This window comes from Trinickia camelliae, assembly GCF_053525655.1.
Genome location: NZ_JBCHAA010000005.1, coordinates 168,585 through 187,430, shown reverse-complemented (window position 1 = coordinate 187,430; position 18,846 = coordinate 168,585). Strand labels below are relative to the sequence as shown.

The following is an 18,846-nucleotide window of genomic DNA, read 5'->3' as shown; positions in this document are numbered from 1 at the left end:
ACTAAGGCGCTGCCGTTGCGTTTGCAATACGTGGCAGCCCGTATCTATCGGGTTTCGCCTCCGTTGGAAGACGAACCCAATAGCATGTCTTTTTAATGAAATTAAATGCTTTATATAAAAAGACTATTCGGTGCATACGATTATTTCGGCCGCTTCTTCTGATTGTGCCGCTCTACCTCCCGCTCATCCCTGATGGGGCATGAACTCGTCGCGCGGCGTGGCTTGATCGAAGCTGTCCGGCGTGCCGCAAACGGCATGCCGACACGCCTCGACCAGCGCATCGAGCGTCGCCACGACCGAAGCCTCGCGCTCCTGAAACTCGCGGCGCAATTCGCTCTCGCTCGCGGCCAGACCGACGATCAAGTGGGCTGTCGCGCTGGCCTGATGCAAGCGGCGCAGCAAGCTGCGTAAATACGGGGGATTTTCGATCGCATCGAGCGACATCACGCAGAAGACCGTCACATCGGCAAAGTCCATCGGGTCATGCCGCGTAAAGCGCTCGTAGCTCGAATGGCCGACCGCGAACCCGAACTTCGTGAGCACATGCGTCGCGGCGGCAACGGCGAGACTGTCCAATTTGCCTCGTCCGCCGATGATGCACAGCACCGAAGGCGCTTGGGATGCGTCAGCCGCCTCTTGATCCACCGACTGCGGCAACGCGCGGACGCCCTCATTCGGCGGGCCGTCCGAGCGCGCGCGGCGGCTTGCCAGGAACTTCAGATCGTCGGCGTTTTCCAGCCGCTCGATCAAATCGTGCGCCGCTTTCTTGATGTGCTTGAGTTGATCGGCGGTGATCTTGCCGCGCAGCAAGTCGTTGCGGGCGTAGTGCAGACCTTCGATCACCACCGTGTCGTAGTAGGCACATAGCGAGCGCTCGCGCAGCAGCGACTCGGCTTGGGAAAACGCTTCGTTCGGATCGTTCGCGAGCAGGCGCTGATAGAAGTTCTCGGCGGGCGTGAGCGCGGGCCGGACGCCGAACAGCACGTCGAGAAACTCCAGCCGCTCCACATGCCGCCCCAGGATCACGAGGCACAGCGTCAGCGGCGTCGACAACACGAGTCCGACCGGCCCCCAGATCCAGCTCCAGAAGATCGCGGCGACGATCACCGCGAACGGTGAGAGCCCGGTGCTGTGGCCGTATAGAAATGGCTCCGCGAATTGAACCGCGACCGCTTCGACGACGGCGAATAGCGCCAGCGTCCATAGCATCATCGACCACCCGGGGCCGATCGCCGTTGCCATGACCAGCGCCAAGCCGGCCGCGATCCACGTACCGAAATACGGCACGAAGCGCAGCAAAGCGGCCACCACGCCGAACAGCAGCGCGCCCGGCACGCCGATGATCGCAAGGCCGGCTCCCACCACCATGCCGACGCTCACGTTGACGCCCAACTGCGCGAGGAAATAGCGGCTGAGGCCGCGTGCCGCCTCGTCCATCGTGATCGTCGTGCGATACAGGTCATGTGAACCGAACAGGCGGATCAACCTGTCGCGCAGATCCTCGCGCTGCAGTAGCACAAAGATCGCGACGACCAGCATGATGCCGGTCGTCTCGAGCGGACTGATGACCGGAGACAGGAAGCGCTCGGCCAACTGGAACGGCGACAGCGAAGGCTCGTGCACTTCGACGGGCATCGGCGCGTTGCCCGCGGGCCCCGCCGTCTCGATGTTCTTGAGCACCGGCTCCTCGCCGAACGGCGCGACCCGCTTCAGCGCATTCGACATGCGATGCAAAAAGGCGTCCGCCCGCCCAATCGCTTCCCGCTCGACACGGTCGACTTTGCGCTCGATCGCCACCTCGTAGCGTGGCAAATCCCCCGCCAGCTGCGCGACCTGCGCTCCGATCAAGGTCCCCACCGCGGTCAGACACGACAGCGTGAGCAGCACCGCGATGAGCACCGACGGCAATTGTCCGATCCGCAGGCGTCGGAGCTGATCGACAAAAGGGGCAAGCAGAAAACTCAACAGCACCGCGAGCGTGATGGGAATCAGCACGGCTCGGCCGACGTACAACGCGCCGATCACGACCACGCCGCTCGTCAGCGAGACCAAGGCTCGCAGACTGGAAGCGTCGGACGGTGAATGTTTGCCACCGGGGTGGCGGGATGTGCGGCGCGCAGTCACGAAGCAACTCCGGTTGCCAACATCGGCTCCAGTTTGATAGGCACGCATACGACATGCCCAGCGCGCAAAAACAAAGCCGGCCACCCGCTGCATGCGCGAGTGGCCGGCTGGCGTTGCAATCCTTCCCATGCTGTCGTAATAGCTGCAATCCGAAAGATCGACGCCGAAAACGACGCCGTCATCGTCGGGCGATGCCCATGATCAGCGTGACCAGGAAAATCACGACAAAGATGTAGAACAGGATCTTCGCAATCGCCGCCGCGCCGGCTGCGATGCCGCCGAAGCCCAAGACCGCTGCGATGATCGCGATGACGAAGAAAATCAGCGCATATTGAAGCATGGCACCTCCTCCCTTTAACCCGCCATTGGGCGGTAAACGTTGTTGCAAGGCGGCTTCGCATTGCCGCTAGTCGAGCTCGCCGCAGCTTCGTTCAATGCTTGGATTGGTGCTGAGGCGTGCCCTTTTGCGCTCTGCCGGTGTTCATTCCCATCCTTGCAAACGCCATACCCGTTCGGTCCGCATGCCTCCCATCAAGGATCATCGTTTAGGATTTCGATGTTTTTCTATGAGTTTCTACTTGTCTCCAAGCCCCTGCACTCCGAACAGTCCGCCACATTCGGCATTCTTCGTGCCCGGATTCCAAAGTGCTGGCATACGCATTGCGCCCTTCCCCGCTAATACCCTCTTACGGAGCGCGGACGCGGGCGGCATGCACGAAACAGGCTGGTTTCTCGTAGTCGGCGGGATCTTCGTGGCAATGGGTATTGCCACCTCGATGTTCGAGCGGCTGCCTTGCAGCACTGCGATGTTCTACCTGGCGGCCGGTTTCGCGCTCGGCCCAGCGGGAGCCGGGCTGCTCGCGCTCTCTCTTCCTCGCGATGCCGCCATGCTGCGCGTGCTCACGCAAGTCGCGCTGCTGGTGTCGCTCTTCGCCATCGGCTTGAGGCTCAGGGTGCCGGTGTTCGACTCGCTATGGAGCCTGCCGCTGCGGCTCGGCTTTCTCGCGATGATCGTCACGGTGCCGCTCATGGCGCTGGCGGGCGTCGTCCTCTTGCATCTCGACTGGGGACCGGCTCTGCTGCTCGCCGCGATGCTCGCGCCAACCGACCCGGTGCTCGCGCACGACGTCCAAGTGCATCACTCGGGCGACTTGGACCGCATGCGTTTCGCACTCTCCGGCGAAGGCGGCCTGAACGATGGCGTCGCGCTGCCGTTCGTGCTGGCCGGACTCGCGCTGTGTCCGGGCTCGCAAGCGGATGCATCGCATCTGCTCTCCGCCGGTTGGCTGGCCATGACAGCATGGGGCATCGCCGGCGCGATCGCCGTAGGCGCGCTCCTGAGCTGGACGACCACGCATGCGGTGGCGTGGCTGCGCACGCATCATGCGCAGGCCCTTGGGCTCGAAGGATTCTTCGCGCTGGGCTTGATCGAGCTCTCGTACGGCGCGGCGCAACTGCTTCACACCTTTGGCTTTCTTGCTGTGTTCGCAGCGGGCGTCGCGATGCGCCGGGTCGAGCACCGCGCGAGCGGCGAACGTTCGGCGCACGCGGCGATCGGCGCCGTCGATCCTGGCGATGTCGATGCGACCGCCGCGCATCCGGATAAAGCGCACGCGTACATGGCCGAATCGGTGCTGGGCTTCACGATCGAACTCGAAAGAATCGCCGAGATGGCGACGATGATGATGATCGGCAACGTCATCGCGACGCTGTCGGTACCGCTATTCACGTGGGCAAGCGCGGCGCTGATCGCCGCATTGTTCGTGATCGTGCGGCCGCTCGCCGTCGAGGCCTCGCTGGTCGGATCGCAGGCATCGCCTGGACAACGGCGCTTGATGAGCTGGTTCGGCATTCGCGGGATCGGCTCGTTCTACTACCTCGCGTACGCGCTCGAATACGGGCCGCGCGCCGACGTGCTGCCGCTGGTGCCGCTCGTGCTGGCGGCGGTGACGGCGTCGGTGGTCGTGCACGGCATCTCGTCGACGCCGCTGATGAACTGGTATCGGCGCTGGCGCGGTACGGCCCGGTGAGGCATGGCCGTTGCGGCCTACGGTCTACGGCATCGGAGGCGTGCGCCGTTTCAGCTTTTGCACACGCCTCCGATAGCGGCTAGTCCCGGTTCGTATCGAAGAAGCGGCGGACTTCGCGTTCTGCCTCTTCACGGGTCTTTCCATACCGCTCCTGGATTAATCCGGTAAGCCTATCCGCGCGACCTTCGGCCTTGGTGATTTCATCATCCGTCAGTTCGCCCCACGCGGACTTAGCTTTGCCGATCAGCTGTTTCCACTTGCCTGCAGCGATATCGTCGTTCATAACACCTCCTTCAGGAAAAGTTACGGATACAAGCCTCGCAGAGGCTCGTATTCCCATAAGCAGGCAAAGTGCCACGCCGTCGCGCCTCGTATTCGACTGTCTGCGAGGCACAACGCTTGCGTGAATCCCAAGCATACGGATCTAACCGGAGAGTTCAGATGACTCTTGGAACCATCTTGCTGATCGTATTGATCCTGCTGCTCGTCGGAGCAATCCCGACGTGGCCGCACAGCCGCGCGTGGGGATACTATCCTTCGGGCATCTTCGGGGTCATCCTCGTGGTCGTGATCGTGCTGCTGCTTCTCGGCATGATCTGACGTCGTTCGGATTGCAAATCATGAGCAACAGTGCGCGTCATATCTATGGACCCGTACGGTCCGTAACCAACGAAACGGGAGGCAACCGTGAAGCAAACCGTAATAGGGATCTACGACAGTTACGCCGATGCATGCGCCGCACAGCGCGCGCTAGCGGAAGCCGGGCTCGAAGCGAATGAGGTTTCGGTTTTCTCGAACTCCGTCAGAACGCCCGTTGCCCACGGGCCGCGCGTCTATGCTCCCGGCGCGGGCGAGCGGCGAAGCGATAGAAGACGACTTCCGCAGCGACTTCGATACGAACTACGCAAACAGCGGCGCATCGTACGGCGACTATCAGCGCGCCTATTCGCACGGGGCAACGCTCGGCCAGGACGTGAAATACCGCGGGCGCGACTGGCAGCAGGTCGAGCCGCACGCCCGCGAGCATTGGGAGTCGCACTATCCGGACAGTGCCTGGGAGCGCTTCAAGGCCGCGGTACGGCATGGATGGGAAAAGGTGGCTCGCGCGCAAGATCTCTAAGCGTGGAGGAGCAATTGACTCGACTGCAATCGTGCGGGTGAACCCACGCGACATCATGAGCGGCAAACCTCAGGATTCCGTCTCAGTCGACAATTGCGGCAAGAGAAACCGTGGCAGCGCAGGAATCTGGTGTTTCCGCAATGGCCGGCTGTACAGGAAGCCTTGGGCGGCCTGGCAGCCATGCGCCTCCAGAAAGGCCGCCTGCTCCATCGTCTCGACGCCTTCGGCCACCACCTGCTGCCCAAGGCAGCGCGAGATGGAGAGGATCGCCTTGACGAGTTCCGCGTGACGCTGGTCGGTCGTGACCCGCTGCACGAATGAGCGATCGATTTTGAGCGTGTCGATAGGAAAGCGAGCGAGGTAGCTAAGCGCGGAGTAGCCGGTGCCAAAGTCGTCGATCGCGATCGACAGCCCCATGTCCTTGAACGCGTGAAGCGTGCCGAGCACCGAATCATCCTCCTCCAGCAGCAGGCTTTCGGTGATCTCGAACCCCAGCCATTCGGGGCGGCAACCGGTTTCGTCGAGGATATCCTCGACCATTCGCGCCAGGTCTTGAGACTGAAACTGCCTGGCCGACAGATTGATCGCCACCTTGTGCGGCACGGCGCCGCCCGCGTTCCACTCAGCGGCCGCGCGGCAGGCCTCGCGAAGCACCCACCTGCCGAGGTCGACGATCAGGCCGGTTTCCTCCGCAACCGGCACGAACTGAGCGGGCGATACGTAACCTACGCCCGGACGGTTCCATCTCAACAACGCTTCGGAGCCGATCACTTCCGCGCCGCGAAACGACACTTGAGGCTGGTAGCGCAGCTCGAGCTCGCCTTGATCGATCGCTCGACGAAGCTCCGATTCGAGCTGCAAATGCGCGGTCGCTTCGATGGTGAGATCTTTCGTGTAAAAACGAAAACCGCGGCGGCCTGAACGCTTCGCGAGGTACATCGCCGAATCGGCGTATCGGACCAGATCTTCGGGATCGACACTGTCGATTGGGTACAGCGCAATGCCTAAGCTGCACGAGACGAACACTTCTTTCCCGTTCAGCAGGAAACGCTCGTCGAGCTTCTCGATGATCGTCGCGGAGATCTGCTCCAGCGCGCTGCGATCGTGAATCTCGGGCAGCAGAATGGCGAACTCGTCGCCGCCGAAACGCGCGACCGTGTCGCCAGGCCGCACGCAGGCGCTCAGGCGCGCCGCCGCTTCACGCAACAGCTCGTCGCCGGCCGCATGGCCCATCGTGTCGTTGACGCCTTTGAAGCGGTCCATATCGATCATCATGACCGCCGTCAAACGGCCTTGCGAGCCGCCGAAGATGGCGTGGCGCAAGCATTCGTAGAAGAGGCCTCGATTCGGCAGCGCGGTCAGCGCATCGAAATACGCCATGCGATGGATCTTTTCTCTCGACGCATGGAGCTCCGTGATGTCCCGTCCCACGGCGAGCACCGTCTCGACCGTACCGTCCTTCCCGAACTCCGCAGTCAGCCTGATCAGGTGGCAGTACTGCCGGTTCTTCATCGGCGCCCATTTCAACTCGAATTCCCGATCGCCAGCCGTGGTGAAGACCTCCTCGAGCTGTTGCTCGTAGAGGACCGTATTCGGGCCTCCTGGATATTCGCTCGGCCTCTTGCCGAGCAGTGCCGCTGCGCCGCCATCGGCCAGCGACGCGAAAGTCGGATTGACGTAGATGCGCCGATAATCCCTTCCGTAGCGGGCGACCGTATCTGGGGAGTGTTCGACGAGGGTTCTGAATTCGCGCGCCCTCTCTTCGAGGCGTTTGTTGAGCTCGAGAATCTTTTCGTATTGTTCTCGCTGATCGGCTTCCGCCCGCTTGCGTTCGGTGATGTCCAGAATGGCGCCGATCAATCCAGCCTGGCGGCCCTCGCCGTCGTGAAAGACGGCCTTGCTGAATTCCACGTCGCGCACCGCTTTCTGTGCGTTTCGAACCTTGAATTCGTACCGCTGAATCCCTTCGCTCTCGAAGAGCGCCTCGTCCATGGCGAAGTAGGTCTTCGCCAATTCGGGCGGGCTGGTTTCAAAGACACTCTTGCCGACGAATTGCTGCTTGGGCACGCCCAGGAATTCTTCGAAAGCCCGGTTGAGGTGCAGATAACGCCCTTGCCTGTCCTTGGAGAAAACCGGGATCGGAATCGTGTCGAGCAGAGATTCGAGGAAAGACTCCCGCTCAAGAAGTTTCGCCTCGGCACGTTTGCGCCGGGTGATGTCGAAACAGATCGCCAGTACGCCGGGATCGCCGTCTCGAACGGGATCGGGCACGAATTGTACGAAGTAATGCTGGCGCTCCGCGCTGACGCGGTCGAATGCGACTTCCAGCTCGCGCGCCACGCCGGTGGCGGCCACTTCGCGAATCGCGTCGACGTAAAGCTCGTGCATCTCCGGCGGCATGAATTCCGCTTCGGTAAGCAATACCGGGGTGCCCGCGGATGCGGCGCTCATCATCGCCAAGGCAGCGCGGTTCAGGTAGCGCCGCTGGCCGCCCGCATCGTATCGGATGACAGGCATCGGCAAATCGCCGACCGGCACTTGGTATTCGTCGTCGCTGTCGATCTCGGGGTTATCCATGCCGTCAAAAAGCTCTGTATCCGCACCATGCCGTCCAGGCCGCGGTTGCCGGCACGGCAAACTCACCCATGCGCAACACGGCCCGCCATCAGAAAGGATAACGGCGCGGGACGGTCATTCTGAAGATCGGCCAAGGGTAATTTTCTACGCCTGATGGGGCGAGTTGCACTGGCGTCTGCAAGCCATCGGCCGGCAAACGATTCAGTCCGAAGATGGAGTTTTCGATCGTTGGCGACGGGGTAAAGCGGGCGCGCGAAATGCTGCCTATAGTGAAAACAGGGCAAACAGAACGAAAAAAGGAAGTCATGGTGAAAAAAGCTCGCGAATTGCCGCCGCGGCAAACAATCGGTCCGATTTGGGGGGTGCTTCTCGGCGCCCTCTTGTTAGCCGTCGGAATCGGCCTCTGGTTTTATTCGGTATCGCCGTGGGATGCCAGTCGATCGGACGGGGCACTGGCGGTCGCAGCCGTGCTAGTCGGCGGGTATCTGTCCGTCTACGCCGGCCACGAGATTTACCGCCAGAAGCGTCGCTAGACGGCCTCTCGCGTCGCGTCAGCTTCAGCCGCGCTCACCAGGAATGTGTAAAGCGCGCGTTGCTTGCCCTGGACTCTCAGTCACTGCTGGTTCGTCTGCTGACGCGATATTCCGCTCGTTTCATCTGCAAATACTGCAGGCGATCAATCTCGATCAGGCCCAGGCGAGTCGGCGGGCACGCGAACTGCTGATCGTTCTTCAGTCATGCCAATTATTGACTTCACAACTCTGCTTGACTGCGGCGATGCGCCTTGGGAGGCGCACACCGGATGACATTGAGTTACATAGATAGGAGAACGCTATGCACAGACGACATTTCATACTCAGTACCGGTGCAGCCCTCGCCACCGGCGGTCTGACGCTTACCGGCTGCACGACGACGCCTTCGGACTCCACGACAGCAGCCAGTAACGCTGACAAGCGCAGTGCAATCAATTCGAGCATCGATGAAACGCTGTCGCGTCTCTATTCGAACGTACACGGCTCGCATGAACTCGTCGCCAAAGCGCGCGGCGTGTTGGTGTTTCCGTCCGTCGTGCAAGCCGGCTTCTGGATCGGCGGACAATACGGTCAAGGCGCGCTTCGCGTCGGCGGGCAAACGGCGGGCTACTACAGCACGGCTGCCGGCTCATTCGGTCTGCAGATCGGCGCGCAGTCGAAGGGGGTGATCTTCCTCTTCATGACCGACGACGCGCTGAACCGATTCCGCAATAGCCAAGGCTGGTCGGTCGGCGGCGATGCAACTGTGGCGCTCGTTAAGGTGGGCGCGAACGGCGATATCGACACGAGAACGGCCACCGCCCCTGTTCAGGCATTCGTGCTGACCAATGCCGGCCTAATGGCTGGCGTGTCGCTCGAAGGCGCCAAGATCTCGCGGCTCGATATCTGAGCGCGCGGCTACCGGGTGCGAAGCGGGTACCGCATTCGCGCCAGGGGTTCACCATCGGCCGCACGGCGACGCGATCATCCCGGCGACATCGGTCGCCACCAGGCCGGCCAGGAACAGCAGGGTCGACAGCAGGCTCACCCGCGTGATGAATGCCACGCGACGCAAGAGCGCGTGGTCCGAACGCGCGGACGCTTCGCGCACCGCCGACGCCGCGACGCGCCAGTTGCGCCAGGCGAACGTGGCCCCGCACAGGCCGATGCACAAGCACACGGCGCTGACCGCCGCGATCGCCGACAGCGCGCCATGCAGCAACGGCTGGGGCTGCGGCTGGTCGAAAGCGAAGCAGCTTTGCGCCGCGAGCGCCTCGATGATGCCGAGTTGTGCGAACCACGCGAGCGGCGCAGCCAGAATGCCCATCAGCAGCGCCGGCGCACCGAGCGGATGACGGACAGTGACGCGCAGCGTCGAACCGGACGGCTTGGCGCCGGCTTGCTCGCCCTGCTGCGCTTCGCCGCGCGTCGAGCTTGGCAAGGTCTTTTCTTCCACAGACATGCATTCTCCCAATCGAAAGTCATTGGATTACGTACGGCGTGATCGCGAAGTCGCTTCGGCATGCCCTCCGACGGCCCGTGCTGCGGGTTCTGGATGGCCAGATGGAGGTTCGAGAAGATCAAGTCGCCGAACAACGCGTCTTCGGTCGAGATCAGTGTCAGGCGGCCGAGCCAGCCGCTCGAACGCTCGCCGATTCGCAAAGACGTGCAAGAGGTGTTCCCGGCGAGGGCGTGCGCCTCGTGCCGGCCGCGAAATCGGTTCCCGTGCGGCTGCGTGAAAAATGAGCGGGACTACGCGGGGATTGAATTATTTCGGCTTCACCGCGCTCGCGGGCGGCGTCAGGTGATGCTGCCGCGGGTCGGCGTGCGTGTTTTTTTGACCGGTATGTTGTCTGAATTGGTCGCGCTCGCTGCGCCTGAAGCGGCGGCGGCCGGAGTGTGACCATGTCAGGCCGACACCACCTTCCACCTTCAGGAGCGGCCCGCGCGTAACTCGCGCGAGCCGCTTTGATCGACAGCGCCTGCGGCCTTACTGGGCCGTGGTGCCGTCCACCCAGGTGTAGCCAAGGTTGGTGATGCCCGTTATGAGACTCTCGAAGTCGCTGAGCGCGGGCAAGTTCAAACTAGGCTCGAGCCAGTACGGATGGAAGAAGAATGATGCGAAGCCATCGCGTACTACCAGACCGTATTGCGCGTTCGTCACCAACTGCTGCCACGTATAGGTCACACACGAATATGGATCGACGCTGCAAATGTTGTATTGAATGCAGCCGAGGTTTTCCGGAATGATCCGCTCGCCGTAGTAATCCTTGTTGATGATGTACGGGAAGAACTGACCTGCCGAAAAGTCCTGATTTGCTGCACCCGTACCGATCTGCGGGTCCGTGGCCGTGTAGTAGACCGCCCTCTGGAACGTCGCCGTCGGGAACACCGTCGCCGCAGCCATCGAAGCGTTAGCCGACATTTGATACTGCGGCGCCGCCCAACCCGCGACCTTATATCCGTTCGTCGTGAATTCGGAGATTGCCTCTGTCATTCTGCCTTCTGCCCACTGCTCCGAGTCTTCGTCCACTGGGCGATTCTGCACGGCGTACCAGAACTCGTAGTCGTTGCCGCTGACGGCGTTCTGGAGATTCGGCGTCGAATCGTATTGGTGCGTTTCGCCGTGCGCGACTATCGTCCCGCCCTTTGCGACGGCGTTTGTCAGAATCGACTTCAGACCGGTCGCTTGCGCAAGGTGAATGGTTTCGGGAACGCCGCCGTTGTAATAGCCATTCGGATCCGTATAGACCGGAATCGTCGCCATCGTGAACGGGATCTTCTTGCCAGACATATAGTTCACCAGCGAATTCATCGAAGAGGTCGTCGTGTAGGCGTCGAGGTCTTCGAACCGCACCAGCGCGCGATGGTTGGTCGCCGCGTTCGTCTGGAGAATGTCGTGCAGCATGTCGCAGATCACCAAATAGCGGTCCGTCGGTCCGATGTACGTGAACGGAATGTCCGCGAAGTACCAGAAATTGCCCGAGCGCATGACGTAAGGCGCGGTCGCCCCCGTCTGGCTGTTGGTCATTGTCACCAGCGACTGCGCTTGGGAAGCATTGACCACCTGCGTCAGTCCCACGTCCGGATCGGCGTTGACGGCGCCTGTCGTGGCGTCATACAAGTAGTACTTCACCATCGACATGTTCTTATAGGTAATCGTGTCGTAGAACCCCGGATTCGGGTTGCTTGACGAAGGTGTCGCATTCAGACCCGCCAGCCCCGAGAAACTAAAGCCGAAGGTTTGATTGAAGTTGTATGCGCTATTCCACGCGATCTGCCACAAGTTGTACTTGAACCAGACCACCGTGTTCTGGGTCGTCATCACGTCGTTCATGAACGCAGCCGGGAGCGGATTGTTGTAGTAGTCGCCAATGTAGAACGTGACCGTATTGCTGTTGACCATGCCGGATGTGTAGTTCTGCACCGGCATGATTTGAACGGTTGCGTTGAAGTGCCCGAGCAAGTTCCTAAGCATGATGGCGTACATCAGACCAAGCTTCGAGTACGGATCATTGGCCGGATTGTCATAGAGGATCAGCGTGCTTGCCGTCGTCGCTTGAGCGTACGCGGTATTCGGCACGGTGACTTGCGCGAAACCCGCAAGCAGCGCGAGGATGAGGATGATTCTTTTCATGACCGCTGCTCCCTAGTCCCGTTCGACCGTGTCGCCTACCTTCTTGACCGTGTTGCGGTCAAAGAGCGGCCGCCCCGTTTCCTTATAGGCGTTGCCCCACTCCTTGTCCGACATGCCGGCTTTGAGCGTCACGTGCGCCGAGCCAGTCGGCAATGGAGGCACCTTGAACGTCTTAGTGGGGTCTTGCTTCTTGCCGTTTCCGTTTCCGTTTCCGTTTCCGTTTCCGTTTGAATTGGCGCCGGCGTTCACGTTTGCGTTGGCGGATTGCGCTAGCGCATCGTGCGTCGCGACGCTGCCGATCAGCATGGCGGCAGCGGTAAGGACGATGGGCAGAAAATCGGCACGGCGCAGACGTGAGGAAAAGTGTCGAAGACGCATGATTACCCCTTTGTGGGATGCTCAATCATCCTGTCCAGCTATGGATAGCCGGCCAGAATTCCAATTCCGTGTTTATTTATTAAGCAATTTCTTCGGATACCTAACACATCCGTGATTTCCTCCAGCGCCCGCGAAAGTTTAGGCTAAGGAAATCGCGTATTTCCGTCATTCTCTAGTGTCTTTTTAGGGCTGCCGCGATCAATTCATTGACGTCGTTCAGCGCGACGCGTTCCGGGCGGCTCGATGGCTGTTTGGAGATCTTCCCACCTCGATTCGGGAGTCAAATAGGTGCTTGCGCACACAGCGCCTACAAGAAATCGCGCTTCATGTGCCTAGGCGATCAGTGCGCTTTCACACAGCTGTTGCGCAATACATGCAGCAGCCACTTCTTGCATTCCGGAGGCTTGTTACGGTACCGCTTAAAGACAAATCAACCGCTGAATGGGGATGCGAATTCGAACGAGCGTCCGAAACGAGCCCGATGCACATGCACGGTGCAGTCACTATCGTCGCGCCCTCCTCGCGCTTGTAGTGCGTGAAGATGCCGCGCGCGACGTTGGCTTCGAACGCGGTCGCCTCGAAACGGCGACCTGGTCGACACGACGGGTGAACAGCGAACCGGGAATTGCCGCGACTGCGGCGCAGGGGCAGGAAGGTAATGACGCGGCATCGCGTATGCCCACAGCACCTATTTTGGACAACTACAAACATTGACCAACGCATTCTTCGCGACCGTGTGCTGGTCTACGCCGTAATGCTTTTCGAGTGCGGTGTAAGCCGACTTCTGCTCTGTTAGCGCACTGCGCACGAGCGAGTGGTGGTGTCTGGGCAGGCGTACGTCTCTTGCGCGACGCGAAGGGAGAACCGAAGACCGACGCGACTACGACACACGGCAACATCAAGTCGCGCGAGGTGTCGGTCTCGAACGGCAGGCTAGCGCTCCTGGCTCCGCGATTTTTGGACTGTCGTCCAATATCTGTCTAATAGGCGCCACAGCCGCCAAAAGAGAAAGCCCGCATAACCTATTGATTATGCGGGCTTTATTCTGGTCGGGGCGAGAGGATTTGAACCTCCGACCACCTGCACCCCATGCAGGTACGCTACCAGGCTGCGCTACGCCCCGAAAGCATGAAAGTATAACAGACACTTCCACCGATTAGAACCACTGCCTCACAACTAGCGACGCAACAGATCGATCACATTCAGCAGGTCCTTGCGCAACTGCTCGACGTTGACCTCTTTGCTTGAAGACGTCGACGAAGGCACTGCACCAGTCGCGGCAACCGGCTCCTCGCTCGGTGCAGGCGCCGCAGCAGGCTCATCGATCACAGCTCCATGCGAATCGAGACGATTGCGCGCGCCGTTGATCGTGAACCCCTGCTCATACAGCAGCTCGCGAATCCGCCGAATCAGCAGCACTTCATGATGCTGGTAATAGCGACGATTGCCCCGCCGCTTCACCGGACGCAACTGCGTGAACTCCTGCTCCCAGTACCTCAACACATGCGGCTTGACGCCGCACAGTTCACTGACTTCACCGATGGTGAAGTAGCGCTTCGCCGGAATCGGAGGCAAGACGACTTTTTCGACCGTCGTTGTCATCGTCAGTTAACCGTCGTGGTGAGTTGCGCCGGAAACGCGCCGTGTGTATCAGCGCGCGAAGTTTTCTTCGGCGCCGTTTTCGACGAGCGCCTTCAACTTTTGACTTGCATGAAACGTGACGACGCGGCGCGCCGCGATCGGAATCGCCTCGCCGGTCTTCGGGTTACGTCCGGGACGCTGCGGCTTGTCGCGCAACTGGAAGTTGCCGAAACCGGACAGCTTCACACTGTCGCCGCTTTCGAGCGCGTCGCGAATCACCTCGAAGAACGCCTCGACCATGTCCTTCGCTTCACGCTTGTTGAGCCCGACATTGTCGAACAGCAACTCGGCCAGCTCGGCTTTGGTGAGCGTCGGCGCTTCAGCCGAAGCGCCGGCGGGTGATGTCGGAATGTCGCGAATCATGGCGCTACGCTGCGCCGTAAGAAGGGCTTCGAAATCACTCGAGTTCATTTCGTTCATATCAATTGATGGCGCGTTACACGAATACCGGACAATGCAGGAGCAACCTTAAGAAGTCGTCCGCGCTTATCCACGCAACCGGGCGCCATAGACTCGAGCCAAGCGATCCACCAGGGTTTTGACGGCCAGATCGACCGTTTCGTCCTGAAGAGTACCCGCAGTATCTTGCAAGGTTACCCGGAACGCAAGGCTTTTCTCATGGGCCCCAAGCCCACCAGAAGTATTTGATTTTGCACGAAATTCATCGAAAAGCGCAACCCTCTGGACAGACTTGCAAGCATCCTCGGAAAGCGCGTTTTGCATCTCGTCGAGCAGTGCCTGAACCTCGATCTTCTGATCGACGACGACTGCGATATCGCGCCGCACCGGCGGGAATTTCGATACCTCGCCAGGCGTCGGCAGCGAACGCGCGATCAGCGCATCGGCGTCGATCTCGAACAGGATCGGCGCATTGGGCAGGTCGTATTTCTGCATCCAACGCGGATGCAATTCGCCGACCCAACCCACCGCGCGGCCATCGAGCTCGATGCGCGCGCTGCGTCCTGGATGCAGCGCCGGATGTTCGGCCTTGACGAAACGTGCGACGCGCGGCGCGAGCAGCGCCTCGATATCGCCCTTCACGTCGAAGAAATCGACCGCGCGCGAGCTCTCACCCCATTGCTCCTCGACCACCGGACCATAGGCGAGCGCACCGAAGCGCTTCGGCTGAGCATAGCCCTCGACAGCCAGCTCGCCCGCTTTCAGCGATGGATCGTGCAGAAATACGCGCCCCGCTTCGAACACGCGAATGCGCTCCGCGCGCCGGTTCAGGTTGTGGCGCAGCACGTTGATGAGACTGCCGAACAGCGTCGTGCGCATCACCGAAAGCTGGCTCGCGATCGGGTTCAACAGGCGCACAGGATTGTCGTTGCCCGCGAAGTCCTGCTCCCACTCGGCATCGACGAAGCTGAAGTTCACCGTCTCCGCATAGTCGCGCGCGGCGAGTTCATGACGGATCGTGTGGATCGAGCGCTGCGTTTCGTTGGTCGCACGCATCTCGCTCGCGGCCACCGGAGGACGCGCTGGAATCTTCTCGAAGCCGTAGATGCGCGCGACCTCTTCGATCAAGTCTTCTTCGATTTCGATATCGAAACGATACGGCGGCGGCGTCACGGCGAAGGTATCGCCATCGCGCTCGAACTGAAGGCCAAGACGCGTGAAAATCTGCGCGATCTCGTCGGCGCCGATCTGCACGCCGATGATGCGGTTCGCACGTGAGACACGCATCTTCACCGGCGCACGCTGCGGCACGTTGACGGTCTGATCGTCGACCGGGCCAGCCTTGCCGCCACAGATGTCGAGAATCAGCTGCGTGATGCGCTCAATATGCTCGACGGTCGTCGAGTAGTCGACGCCACGCTCGAAGCGATGGGCGGCATCGGTCGAAAAGTTGTACTTGCGCGCGCGGCCGCGGATGCTGTCCGGCCACCAGAACGCCGCTTCCAGATACATATTGGTCGTGTCGAGCGAGACGGCCGTGCTGTCGCCGCCCATGATGCCCGCGAGGCTCTCGACGTGGCGATCGTCCGAGATCACGCCAACCGTCTCGTCCAGCTCGACCGTGTTGCCGTTCAGAAGCTTCAGCGACTCGCCGCGACGGCCCCAGCGCACTTCCATCGAGCCGTGGATCTTGTCGAGATCGAACACGTGCGACGGACGGCCCAGCTCGAGCATCACGTAGTTCGAAATATCGACGAGCGCCGAAATGCTGCGCTGGCCCGAGCGCTCGAGGCGCTCGACCATCCACTGCGGCGTCTTCGCGCGCGCATTGACGCCGCGGATCACGCGGCCGGAGAAGCGGCCGCACAGATCCGGAGCGACGATCGTCACGGGCAGGACTTCGTCGAGCGAAACTTCGGCAGGCTTCAATTCGGGCGACTTGAGCGCAGCCCCCGTAATCGCCGACGTCTCGCGCGCCACGCCGAACACCGACAGGCAATCGGCCTTGTTCGGCGTCAGCTTGATTTCGAAGATGGTGTCGTCGAGGTTGAGCGTCTCGCGGATGTCTTGGCCGATCGGCGTATCTTCCGGCAGGATCAAGAGGCCGCTATGATCTTCGGACAGCTTCAATTCCCGCGCCGAGCACAGCATGCCCTGGCTTTCCACGCCGCGCAGCTTCGACAGCTTGATCGCGAACGGCGCACCGCCCTCTTCGGCCGGCGGCAGTTGCGCGCCGACCAGCGCGACCGGCACCTTGATGCCAGGCGACACGTTGGGCGCGCCGCACACGATGTTCAGCGTGGCGCCCGTGCCGGCGTCGACCTGACACACATTGAGCTTGTCCGCATCGGGGTGCTTGACCACTTCCAGCACGCGGCCCACGACGATCTTCGACGTCGGCGGCGCAGCCGGCCGCAGACCTTCGACTTCGAGGCCCGCCATCGTCAGCGCATGCGACAGTTCGTCTGTCGTCAGTTGCGGGTCGACAAAGGTTCTCAGCCAGGATTCAGGGAATTGCATGGATGTCTACGTTCGAAATGGGTTATGTCCACGTCCGGCTCAATGCTTGACACTCCGCCGGAACACAGCTCGCGGCGCGCTTCGCGTCTGACGCGCGCACCGCGCTCGGCTCGCGTTATGCAAACTGGCGCAAGAAGCGCAGATCGTTTTCGAAGAAGAGCCGCAGGTCCTGCACGCCGTAACGCAGCATCGTGAGCCGCTCCAGACCGCTGCCGAACGCAAACCCGATATAGCGTTCCGGGTCGAGGCCCATATTGCGAATCACGTTCGGATGGACTTGTCCGGAGCCCGAAATTTCGAGCCACTTGCCAGCGTTCTTGCCCTCTTCGAACATCATGTCGATTTCGGCGGAAGGCTCGGTGAACGGAAAGTACGACGGACGGAAGCGCACGAGAATATCGTCGCGCTCGAAGAATTTCTTGAGGAAGTCGCTATAGACGCCCTTCAGGTCCGCGAAGCTGATGTTCTCTTCAATCCAGAGCCCTTCCACCTGGTTGAACATCGGCGAATGCGTCGCGTCGCTATCGACGCGGTAGGTGCGTCCCGGCACGATCACCTTGATCGGCGGCTTGTTCATGCGCGCATAGCGCACCTGCATCGGGCTCGTGTGCGTGCGCAGCAGCAGTTGGCGGCCGTCGGCATCCTTGCCGTCGATGTAGAAAGTGTCCTGCATCGAACGCGCCGGATGGTTTTCCGGGCTGTTCAACGCGGTGAAGTTGTACCAGTCGGTCTCGATCTCGGGGCCGTCAGCCACGTCGAAGCCGATCGAACGGAAGATCTGCTCGACGCGCTCCCACGTGCGCATCACCGGGTGCAGGCTGCCTGCGCCGGCGCCGCGCCCGGGCAGCGTCACGTCGATCGCCTCAGCGGCGAGGCGCTGATTCAAGAGCGCGTCCGCGAGCGCTTGACGGCGCGCCGTCAGCGCAGCCTCGACCTGCTGCTTCGCGACGTTGATGCGCGCACCTTCGGTCTTGCGCGTGTCGGGATCGAGCTTGCCAAGGCCCTTCAACAGCTCGGTCAATACACCCGACTTGCCGAGAAACCGCGCCTTTTCGTTTTCGAGCGTGGTGACATCGGCGGCATGTTCGAAAGCTTTTTGCGCATCGGCGACAATCTGGTCCAGATCCATTGATCCCATCATTTCAACGTCATTGAAAAGTGACACGTACTCGAGTACGCAGACCCGAGCGGCGAACACATGCGAATTCGTTCGTACCAACAAAAAAGGGGCTCGGTGAGGAGCCCCGTTTTTGTTGCAGCGGCACCGAAACTACCGGATCTTCGCTGCAACGAACCACGCAGTGCTAATTTCGCAATTAGGCTGCAACGGCGGCTTTCACCTGCTTCACGATCGCAGCAAAAGCAGCCTTGTCGAACACCGCCATATCAGCCAGCACCTTGCGGTCGAGTTCGATCGACGCCTTCTTCAGGCCGTTGATGAACACGCTGTACGTCATATCGTGCTGACGCACCGCCGCGTTGATACGCGTGATCCACAGTGCGCGGAACACACGCTTCTTGTTGCGGCGATCGCGGTAGGCGTATTGGCCAGCGCGCATGACCGCCTGCTTGGCGATGCGGTAGACGTTATTGCGACGGCCGCGGTAGCCCTTCGCAAGGTTGATGATCTTCTTGTGGCGGGCCCGTGCGGTAACCCCACGTTTAACTCGAGGCATGTTTCGCTCCTATGAGTATCGGTTAAGGGTTAGGCGAACGGCAGCATCGCGCGGACGGAGTTCAGATCGGAATCATGAACTGCCGTGGCGCCGCGCAGGTGACGCTTGTTCTTGGTGGTTTTCTTGGTAAGAATGTGGCGCTTGAAGGCTTGACCGCGCTTGACGGTACCGCCGGGACGCACCACGAAGCGCTTTGCAGCGCTCTTCTTGGTCTTCATCTTAGGCATGACGA

The 18,846-nt window shown here is 60.9% G+C and carries 19 protein-coding genes and 1 tRNA gene; 6 read left to right on the top strand and 14 right to left on the bottom strand.

From position 1 onward, the window contains the following. Nucleotides 1–183: 183 nt before the first annotated feature. Complete coding sequence (locus AAHK20_RS11100; protein WP_449181494.1) at nt 184–2,172, bottom strand: AI-2E family transporter; 1,989 nt, start codon at nt 2,170–2,172, stop codon at nt 184–186. A 130-nt stretch (nt 2,173–2,302) separates the two neighbouring features. Further along, nucleotides 2,303–2,464 carry a DUF1328 domain-containing protein gene (locus tag AAHK20_RS11095; protein WP_449181493.1) on the bottom strand — a complete coding sequence of 54 codons (162 nt, stop codon included), beginning with the start codon at nt 2,462–2,464 and terminating at the stop codon, nt 2,303–2,305. A gap of 370 nt (nt 2,465–2,834) precedes the next feature. On the opposite strand from AAHK20_RS11095, the gene AAHK20_RS11090 reads away from it, so the two are divergent. After that, complete coding sequence (locus AAHK20_RS11090) at nt 2,835–4,154, top strand: cation:proton antiporter (protein WP_449181492.1); 1,320 nt, start codon at nt 2,835–2,837, stop codon at nt 4,152–4,154. A gap of 79 nt (nt 4,155–4,233) precedes the next feature. On the opposite strand, the gene AAHK20_RS11085 is transcribed toward AAHK20_RS11090, so the two are convergent. Further along, a complete protein-coding gene (locus AAHK20_RS11085) occupies nt 4,234–4,437 on the bottom strand; it encodes a CsbD family protein (protein WP_449181491.1) in 204 nt (67 codons plus the stop codon). A 158-nt stretch (nt 4,438–4,595) separates the two neighbouring features. Between AAHK20_RS11085 and AAHK20_RS11080 the strand changes: the two genes are divergently transcribed. After that, a complete protein-coding gene (locus AAHK20_RS11080) occupies nt 4,596–4,754 on the top strand; it encodes a DUF3309 family protein (protein ID WP_449181490.1) in 159 nt (52 codons plus the stop codon). Between the two features lie 235 nt (nt 4,755–4,989). Further along, the gene (locus tag AAHK20_RS11075; protein ID WP_449181489.1) at nt 4,990–5,274 is read left to right on the top strand and encodes a hypothetical protein; all 285 of its coding nucleotides are present in this window, start codon (nt 4,990–4,992) and stop codon (nt 5,272–5,274) included. Nucleotides 5,275–5,343: 69 nt separating this feature from the next. On the opposite strand, the gene AAHK20_RS11070 is transcribed toward AAHK20_RS11075, so the two are convergent. Further along, nucleotides 5,344–7,791, bottom strand: a complete 2,448-nt coding sequence (locus tag AAHK20_RS11070; RefSeq protein ID WP_449181648.1) for a sensor domain-containing protein — start codon at nt 7,789–7,791, stop codon at nt 5,344–5,346. Between the two features lie 272 nt (nt 7,792–8,063). Between AAHK20_RS11070 and AAHK20_RS11065 the strand changes: the two genes are divergently transcribed. Both AAHK20_RS11065 and AAHK20_RS11060 read left to right on the top strand, forming a co-directional pair. Beyond that, the gene (locus AAHK20_RS11065; RefSeq protein ID WP_449181488.1) at nt 8,064–8,384 is read left to right on the top strand and encodes a hypothetical protein; all 321 of its coding nucleotides are present in this window, start codon (nt 8,064–8,066) and stop codon (nt 8,382–8,384) included. Between the two features lie 301 nt (nt 8,385–8,685). After that, nucleotides 8,686–9,273 carry a BPSL1445 family SYLF domain-containing lipoprotein gene (locus AAHK20_RS11060; protein WP_449181487.1) on the top strand — a complete coding sequence of 196 codons (588 nt, stop codon included), beginning with the start codon at nt 8,686–8,688 and terminating at the stop codon, nt 9,271–9,273. Nucleotides 9,274–9,321: 48 nt separating this feature from the next. Here AAHK20_RS11060 and AAHK20_RS11055 read toward each other — a convergent pair whose 3' ends face one another. Next, on the bottom strand, nt 9,322–9,825 hold the full coding sequence (locus tag AAHK20_RS11055; protein WP_449181486.1) for a hypothetical protein: 504 nt from the start codon (nt 9,823–9,825) through the stop codon (nt 9,322–9,324). Nucleotides 9,826–9,885: 60 nt separating this feature from the next. Between AAHK20_RS11055 and AAHK20_RS11050 the strand changes: the two genes are divergently transcribed. Continuing rightward, complete coding sequence (locus tag AAHK20_RS11050) at nt 9,886–10,266, top strand: hypothetical protein (protein WP_449181485.1); 381 nt, start codon at nt 9,886–9,888, stop codon at nt 10,264–10,266. Nucleotides 10,267–10,353: 87 nt separating this feature from the next. Here the strand turns inward: AAHK20_RS11050 and AAHK20_RS11045 are convergent, their stop codons facing one another. The 9 genes from AAHK20_RS11045 to rpmI all read right to left on the bottom strand — a co-directional run bounded on the left by AAHK20_RS11045 (nt 10,354) and on the right by rpmI (nt 18,841). Then, nucleotides 10,354–12,000 carry a DUF2334 domain-containing protein gene (locus tag AAHK20_RS11045; RefSeq protein ID WP_449181484.1) on the bottom strand — a complete coding sequence of 549 codons (1,647 nt, stop codon included), beginning with the start codon at nt 11,998–12,000 and terminating at the stop codon, nt 10,354–10,356. A gap of 12 nt (nt 12,001–12,012) precedes the next feature. Continuing rightward, nucleotides 12,013–12,378, bottom strand: a complete 366-nt coding sequence (locus tag AAHK20_RS11040) for a hypothetical protein (protein ID WP_449181483.1) — start codon at nt 12,376–12,378, stop codon at nt 12,013–12,015. A 1,046-nt stretch (nt 12,379–13,424) separates the two neighbouring features. After that, nucleotides 13,425–13,501 (bottom strand) — tRNA-Pro (locus AAHK20_RS11035). Between the two features lie 53 nt (nt 13,502–13,554). Next, complete coding sequence (locus tag AAHK20_RS11030; RefSeq protein ID WP_449181482.1) at nt 13,555–13,980, bottom strand: MerR family transcriptional regulator; 426 nt, start codon at nt 13,978–13,980, stop codon at nt 13,555–13,557. 48 nt (nt 13,981–14,028) lie between these two features. Beyond that, complete coding sequence (locus AAHK20_RS11025) at nt 14,029–14,439, bottom strand: integration host factor subunit alpha (RefSeq protein ID WP_137332871.1); 411 nt, start codon at nt 14,437–14,439, stop codon at nt 14,029–14,031. A 66-nt stretch (nt 14,440–14,505) separates the two neighbouring features. After that, nucleotides 14,506–16,938 carry a phenylalanine--tRNA ligase subunit beta gene (gene pheT, locus AAHK20_RS11020; protein WP_449181481.1) on the bottom strand — a complete coding sequence of 811 codons (2,433 nt, stop codon included), beginning with the start codon at nt 16,936–16,938 and terminating at the stop codon, nt 14,506–14,508. Between the two features lie 115 nt (nt 16,939–17,053). After that, complete coding sequence (pheS, locus tag AAHK20_RS11015) at nt 17,054–18,067, bottom strand: phenylalanine--tRNA ligase subunit alpha (protein ID WP_449181480.1); 1,014 nt, start codon at nt 18,065–18,067, stop codon at nt 17,054–17,056. Nucleotides 18,068–18,254: 187 nt separating this feature from the next. After that, on the bottom strand, nt 18,255–18,614 hold the full coding sequence (gene rplT / locus AAHK20_RS11010; protein ID WP_004192938.1) for a 50S ribosomal protein L20: 360 nt from the start codon (nt 18,612–18,614) through the stop codon (nt 18,255–18,257). A gap of 29 nt (nt 18,615–18,643) precedes the next feature. Beyond that, on the bottom strand, nt 18,644–18,841 hold the full coding sequence (gene rpmI, locus AAHK20_RS11005) for a 50S ribosomal protein L35 (protein WP_004191477.1): 198 nt from the start codon (nt 18,839–18,841) through the stop codon (nt 18,644–18,646). Nucleotides 18,842–18,846 lie beyond the last annotated feature (5 nt).

What these genes read in the sequence shown, in the direction of transcription:
- rpmI (WP_004191477.1), bottom strand. Translation starts at nt 18,841, where the DNA reads ATGCCTAAGATGAAGACCAAGAAGAGCGCTGCAAAGCGCTTCGTGGTG.
- AAHK20_RS11065 (WP_449181488.1), top strand. Translation starts at nt 8,064, where the DNA reads ATGGAGTTTTCGATCGTTGGCGACGGGGTAAAGCGGGCGCGCGAAATG.
- AAHK20_RS11050 (WP_449181485.1), top strand. Translation starts at nt 9,886, where the DNA reads ATGCCCTCCGACGGCCCGTGCTGCGGGTTCTGGATGGCCAGATGGAGG.
- rplT (WP_004192938.1), bottom strand. Translation starts at nt 18,614, where the DNA reads ATGCCTCGAGTTAAACGTGGGGTTACCGCACGGGCCCGCCACAAGAAG.
- AAHK20_RS11060 (WP_449181487.1), top strand. Translation starts at nt 8,686, where the DNA reads ATGCACAGACGACATTTCATACTCAGTACCGGTGCAGCCCTCGCCACC.
- AAHK20_RS11085 (WP_449181491.1), bottom strand. Translation starts at nt 4,437, where the DNA reads ATGAACGACGATATCGCTGCAGGCAAGTGGAAACAGCTGATCGGCAAA.
- AAHK20_RS11030 (WP_449181482.1), bottom strand. Translation starts at nt 13,980, where the DNA reads ATGACAACGACGGTCGAAAAAGTCGTCTTGCCTCCGATTCCGGCGAAG.
- AAHK20_RS11070 (WP_449181648.1), bottom strand. Translation starts at nt 7,791, where the DNA reads ATGCCTGTCATCCGATACGATGCGGGCGGCCAGCGGCGCTACCTGAAC.
- pheS (WP_449181480.1), bottom strand. Translation starts at nt 18,067, where the DNA reads ATGGATCTGGACCAGATTGTCGCCGATGCGCAAAAAGCTTTCGAACAT.
- AAHK20_RS11095 (WP_449181493.1), bottom strand. Translation starts at nt 2,464, where the DNA reads ATGCTTCAATATGCGCTGATTTTCTTCGTCATCGCGATCATCGCAGCG.
- AAHK20_RS11080 (WP_449181490.1), top strand. Translation starts at nt 4,596, where the DNA reads ATGACTCTTGGAACCATCTTGCTGATCGTATTGATCCTGCTGCTCGTC.
- AAHK20_RS11075 (WP_449181489.1), top strand. Translation starts at nt 4,990, where the DNA reads ATGCTCCCGGCGCGGGCGAGCGGCGAAGCGATAGAAGACGACTTCCGC.
- AAHK20_RS11045 (WP_449181484.1), bottom strand. Translation starts at nt 12,000, where the DNA reads ATGAAAAGAATCATCCTCATCCTCGCGCTGCTTGCGGGTTTCGCGCAA.
- AAHK20_RS11025 (WP_137332871.1), bottom strand. Translation starts at nt 14,439, where the DNA reads ATGAACGAAATGAACTCGAGTGATTTCGAAGCCCTTCTTACGGCGCAG.
- pheT (WP_449181481.1), bottom strand. Translation starts at nt 16,938, where the DNA reads ATGCAATTCCCTGAATCCTGGCTGAGAACCTTTGTCGACCCGCAACTG.
- AAHK20_RS11055 (WP_449181486.1), bottom strand. Translation starts at nt 9,825, where the DNA reads ATGTCTGTGGAAGAAAAGACCTTGCCAAGCTCGACGCGCGGCGAAGCG.
- AAHK20_RS11100 (WP_449181494.1), bottom strand. Translation starts at nt 2,172, where the DNA reads ATGCGTGCCTATCAAACTGGAGCCGATGTTGGCAACCGGAGTTGCTTC.
- AAHK20_RS11040 (WP_449181483.1), bottom strand. Translation starts at nt 12,378, where the DNA reads ATGCGTCTTCGACACTTTTCCTCACGTCTGCGCCGTGCCGATTTTCTG.
- AAHK20_RS11090 (WP_449181492.1), top strand. Translation starts at nt 2,835, where the DNA reads ATGCACGAAACAGGCTGGTTTCTCGTAGTCGGCGGGATCTTCGTGGCA.